The sequence below is a fragment of the Nostoc flagelliforme FACHB-838 genome, from assembly GCF_014698065.1.
Lineage (GTDB): Bacteria > Cyanobacteriota > Cyanobacteriia > Cyanobacteriales > Nostocaceae > Nostoc > Nostoc flagelliforme_B.
Genome location: NZ_JACJSI010000393.1, coordinates 1 through 5332, shown reverse-complemented (window position 1 = coordinate 5332; position 5332 = coordinate 1). Strand labels below are relative to the sequence as shown.

The following is a 5332-nucleotide window of genomic DNA, read 5'->3' as shown; positions in this document are numbered from 1 at the left end:
TACTACAAGGGAAAAACTTCGGTAAGCTGATTGTTCAAGTCAGCGACGATCCGACACGATAAGCATACTTTTTGAATCAATTATTAATTACGTCCGCAACTGCTCTTTTCGTAGTGGTAGCGACTGTGATTTGAACGATAATTTAGCAACCAGCCGATTACGTACATTATACCCCTACTGGGAAACTGCGGCATTCCACCATCTTAGCTACGGTGACTTTAACTCGTTGATTGATACATATACCCTTTAACTCAAGGTGAGTGTGTATTTGAGGAACACTTCTATGTTCCTGATAGCGTAATGCTCCTTATAAAATCACATCCAAACCAAATTCGTTCTGTGGTAGAGCGAGTGACCCTTCTTGCTCTGGTCGATATGCTTTTTTATACCGCAGACATGACTAATTTTGACATCGACGAATTTTTAGCTGTAGTTCTACTACCCCATTTAGCGTTCTTATATGTCGAGGATTATTGTATTCATTCCACATTGCTTGACCGCACGAAGGGCATTTTTTTTGAACACAATCGAGTACTTCAAACGATGTTGCCTCTGGTTTTAAACTTTTTCTTGCCAAGTTTTTGCACCATTATTTCGCTACAAGGTCAAGATTACAGGATTTCTGCTGTTCTCAGGTTAAAAAGAGTTCTATCTTGCTCTCTAGTCAGAAATACCCTTAAACGGCTGCCCATATCCCTATTACCTTTATAGAAAAATTCTACGTATTTACTTATCTTTACATACTTTGGTTTTTTCACCTCGTTCTACTTATCAGAATCAATCATTAAAATAATTAAACCTATGCTATTACATATATTTTGAGTAAAAATCTGAGCTTTTTAAACTATAGTTATAAGTTTTAAGTATATTTTATTCAGATGGTCTACGAACTAGATCATGTCCTTATTAAACTGAAGCACGTGAAATCGATTACCTGCCTTTGGAGTGTCAGCAAGTTCAGGTGATTTGCAATCGCATCAGTTGAGTGTATTTTGATTTACTTAAGGAGACAATTAAAAATCTGTTGCATTGCTTGGGGAAACTGAATGCCTCTTATCTGACTGCTGTGGAAGAAAAATTATTAAGCCTTTTGGAGTCTGACTGCTTTTCTCTAGCTCTTTAGTCCAAACTCCAGCAGTATCTAAACGATAAAGAATCAACAGAAAAAAATATTGGTGAATAATAGGGGTTTCACACCCTTTGTCACCACTTCATCTCCTGAAATTTACTGACTCTAATATTTGTCAAAATAAAAATATCCGTAATTATCCGGTTTGGTATGAATATTTCCCAAAGCATAATCGACGTAATCAAGAAGTTGATTGAAAACAACCTGTTAATTAGTTCCCCTATGGCTTAAGGGTTGTTCACCATACTCTACTTTTTCAAAAGATATGTCAGATTTATTACGAAAAGAACTAGGCAATTTCAATAGTGTTGTGTGTTTTAAGGCAGTGATTACAGGGATGGAAGAAGCCTTAGGAGAAAAGGCTACAGCCATTGCCCTAACGTCGGCAGGTCGTACACGGGGTAGAAAACTAGTCAAAGAATTGGGTTTGTCAGGAGCATCAATTCCCTTAGAGGATGCAGTAATAAAACTGGGGCAAGCTTTGGGTAAGGAAGGCACGCGATTGTGCATAATTGATAAAATTACTACTGATGGTGATCTAATTAAAGCTTACACTAGTGAAACCGTATGCTCTGCGGGTGAAGTGTCAAATTCAGAGCGGAAGTGTACATTTACATTGGGTGCAGTTTGGGGAGCTTTGGAGGAACTAACCAATAAACGCTTGAAGGGGGTACATACCGAATCGGTACTTCGGGGTGGTACTCACGATGTATTTGAGTTTACTCCTTTGTAGTAACAGATGTATATAGGGTTTCCGACTTAGTAAGGTAGATTTTGAAAGGTATTAATTGTTAGCCATAAAAAATATCTTGGTGTATTTCCTTTGCTTAGGAAACACTATAAGTCAATCAAATTAGTCTAATTAGGCTTGAAGCAATTCCAAATTGAAAGCTCATTAAAAGCTTACTAAATTAAAACAACAGAAAATAGTTCAATGGCAATTAATACAGAAAAACTTAGCAGTATCTTACAAAACTTTGTGACTGCGACGATTGATGTTCAGGGAGCAGCACTTGTCACACCCGATGGACTACCTTTAGCAGCTAGCTTACCCGGTGCAATGGACGAAGAAAGAGTATCAGCAATGTCGGCTTCGATGCTTTCTTTAGGCGAACGTATTGGGATTGAATTATCTAGAGGCAGTGTTGACCGCATCTATGTTGAAGGAAACAAAGGCTTGGGTATTTTGACTAGCTGTGGGCAAGATGCTGTTTTACTCGTTTTAGCTAGTGAGACTGCTAAACAAGGATTATTGATGCTAGAAATCAAGCGTCTCCTCGCAGAACTAAAGCTGATTATGGCGTAATTGGCAGTTGGGTTAAATTGGACATCAAAGCCAATTACATTAAAAGCTCTTTTATAAGCATATCTTAGTTTTTTAGGGAGCTTTTAAATTACCACTTAAAAACCATCAAAATCATTTCTTTCGAGATTGCTAGTCATTATTTAGGGAATAAAGTATGGAAAATATGCGCTTGATTGTTACAGGAACGGTAGGCGCTGGTAAGTCCACGTTCATTCGTTCTATCAGTGAAATAGAAGTGGTAGACACAGATACACGTGCAACTGATGAAACAGCCTTGCTTAAAGCAAGGACTACTGTCGCCCTTGACTTCGGTCGGCTGCAATTTAGCCCTGATATGGCGGTGCACCTATATGGCACACCTGGTCAATCTCGCTTTGATTTTATGTGGGATATTTTGATTCATAAGGCTGAGGCTTATATCTTGCTAGTAGCGGCACATCGTCCTGGAGAATTTCGCCAAGCACGTAAAATTCTTGCCTTTATGAACCAGAGGGTAAACATTCCCATGATTATTGGACTTACTCATACCGATTGCTCTGGAGCTTGGTCTGAGGAAGATGTATTACTCGCTCTTGGTTTCCTGGCTGAGAATAACCGACCTGCCATTGTCAAAGTGAACCCAACCCAAAGAGACTCTGTAGCTGAGGCAGTGATTATTCTAATACAGCACTTAATGCAAAAATCTGTAGCTTAATACACTTTTAGTATTTATGCTTGTTTGCAATACTTTTAAAATTCAACAGTAATTTATTGAGCTTAAATCGACAGATGTTGCTTATGCATAGATTTTAATTAGAGCAGAATTTATAACAAGAGTAAAATACAATAAATAACATCTTTAAAGTAGTTTATCTAGGTTTAAAAGGTAGGTTCTATAACTTATTTAGTTGCAAAATGACAGTAAGTGAATCGTATTGCAAATTAGTAATTTTAGAACTCAGTTTTTAAATTGAATAAATTAGTAATTTTCGCATTAATTAAAACAGAATATAATAAAATAGCAATAATACTGATTTCAAGAAAGCACTAAAAATATTTAAATAAACTTATACCAAATTATTGTGAAGCTGCATGAAACTACAGAAAGTTGGAATGCTTGCCAAGCAAAGTTTCTAGCCTTTTGATTCTATGCAACTTCATACAAAATTGGTATTAGATATCAAATAGTATAAATTTACACAGTTAAACGGTTCTTTGAAGCAATTAAATAAGGAAAATTATGGCTATTACTGGTAATTTTGCGGATTTTTCCTTGCCAGAACTACTTCAATTTTTAGAGCAAGGACATAAGACAGGACTACTTTACATTGGGTTTATAGATGGAAATGCTAACAATAGCACAAAGCAAGCTTACTACATCTGGCTGCAACAAGGTCGAGTGATTGCCGCAGCCGACCGCTTCGATGAAAAAGGTTTGATGTCAATGATTGCTCAACGTGGATGGATGAGTGAGCGTGCTATCTCTAGAGTTGTTCAGATTTCTCCCAGTTCCGTCAACACACCATTGGGATTATGCTTAAAGTCTCAAGGGCTACTGCAACCAGAACAACTAAAACTGCTATTCAATACTCAGGTATTACAGCAAATATGTGCCTTATTTCAAATTAATGATGCTCTGTTTTCATTTGACCCGACAGCAAAGTTACCCTTAGCAGAGATGACAGGTCTAAGTATGACAGCGGCTGAAGTCATACTGATGGGTTTACGAGCCTTACAAGACTGGACAGCTTTGGCAGATAAGCTACCAGATCGTACTTCAGGTTTGTCAAGTTTAGTTACAAAGCCTCATATACAGCTTAAAAACCAAGAATGGCAAGTTTGGGAATTTGTCAACGGTAACATTTCTTTAGAAAATATTGCTAGTCAACTGAGAATTCCTGTAGAAACTGTGCAGCAAATTGCCTTTCGACTAATCGTAGTCAGTTTAACAGAAGAACATTTTATGGTTGCTACTTCCCCTACACTCGCTTTAGAAGAGTATACTCACCCAGTCGCCTCAGCAGAAGTAGTGCAGCAGATTTCTCAAAAACCAGCCGTTAGTCAGTCTTTTCTGAAAAGTTTAGTGGGTTTTCTGCGAGGTAAAATGTAGTTAGATTTCTAAATAGAAGTGATGGCAAGTTTATCCAGTAGAGAAGCGATCGCAGTTCCGTATAAGCGATCGCCATCATTAATCCCTAACCACAGGGATTGATAATGAAATTATATTTGTCACAATGCTTTAATGATTGTAGTGATAGCCCCCCATCCCGTCATCTCCAATTCGCAATTCGCAATTCGCAATTCGCAATTTCTTTCCCCACGCATGACTGCGTTCCGTTGAATATTTATACTACGTGTTTTATTGTTTCATCAATAAATTGAGGGGCTTGTACCCTAAATGAATCAATTATCAATTACGTCCGCAATTGCTCTCTTCGCAGCGTTAGCGACGTAGGAGCGTCACTGCGTTAGTGGAGCGGGGCGTTAGCAAGAGTGCGAATTGTTTGGTTACTCTTAAGGCAGAAAAAGTAGACAATTGTTCTACTTAGCCACAAGATAACAATCGTCCCAGTGGCAATACCTTCGCCAATTTACGAGGCTGAGTTGATGAGGCTTTCACTATTAACTCGCTGTTCTGTAAGGTTTGGCAAAAACGATAAGTCCTAAAAATTCCTTTAAGGTTTCAATACCTTTGCCAAAATTTTTCTAAGCTCTTATTTGGGCAAAGGTATTGTAAACAGCTAGTATATTGTTTATGCAATACTTTGCTACCTGAATCTTTACAAACCAAAAGTCTTTGGCTTACTAGAACACCGATTCAGTAATCGAGGAACAAGAGAAAAATCAGCCCAGAGAGAAGTAGATAGTGGGAAAGAAAGCAGCGAAAAGGCTTGTCAGTCAATGCTTATAGCAACAAA

Annotated in this window: 4 protein-coding genes; all 4 read left to right on the top strand. The window is 37.9% G+C overall.

Going from position 1 to position 5332, the window contains the following annotated elements:
- Positions 1–1394 precede the first annotated feature (1394 nt).
- The 4 genes from H6G97_RS44665 (at position 1395) to H6G97_RS44650 (ending at position 4524) form a co-directional block, all read left to right on the top strand.
- The gene (locus tag H6G97_RS44665) at positions 1395–1862 is read left to right on the top strand and encodes a hydrocarbon-binding protein (RefSeq protein WP_190946893.1); all 468 of its coding nucleotides are present in this window, start codon (positions 1395–1397) and stop codon (positions 1860–1862) included.
- A 201-nt stretch (positions 1863–2063) separates the two neighbouring features.
- Positions 2064–2435 carry a roadblock/LC7 domain-containing protein gene (locus H6G97_RS44660; RefSeq protein ID WP_190946892.1) on the top strand — a complete coding sequence of 124 codons (372 nt, stop codon included), beginning with the start codon at positions 2064–2066 and terminating at the stop codon, positions 2433–2435.
- Between the two features lie 154 nt (positions 2436–2589).
- Complete coding sequence (locus tag H6G97_RS44655; RefSeq protein WP_190946891.1) at positions 2590–3129, top strand: GTP-binding protein; 540 nt, start codon at positions 2590–2592, stop codon at positions 3127–3129.
- Between the two features lie 525 nt (positions 3130–3654).
- Positions 3655–4524 carry a DUF4388 domain-containing protein gene (locus H6G97_RS44650; protein ID WP_190946890.1) on the top strand — a complete coding sequence of 290 codons (870 nt, stop codon included), beginning with the start codon at positions 3655–3657 and terminating at the stop codon, positions 4522–4524.
- The last annotated feature ends 808 nt before the right edge of the window (positions 4525–5332 follow it).

Coding starts and splice junctions, on each gene's coding strand:
- H6G97_RS44665 (WP_190946893.1), top strand. CDS start 1,395: ATGTCAGATTTATTACGAAAAGAACTAGGCAATTTCAATAGTGTTGTG.
- H6G97_RS44660 (WP_190946892.1), top strand. CDS start 2,064: ATGGCAATTAATACAGAAAAACTTAGCAGTATCTTACAAAACTTTGTG.
- H6G97_RS44655 (WP_190946891.1), top strand. CDS start 2,590: ATGGAAAATATGCGCTTGATTGTTACAGGAACGGTAGGCGCTGGTAAG.
- H6G97_RS44650 (WP_190946890.1), top strand. CDS start 3,655: ATGGCTATTACTGGTAATTTTGCGGATTTTTCCTTGCCAGAACTACTT.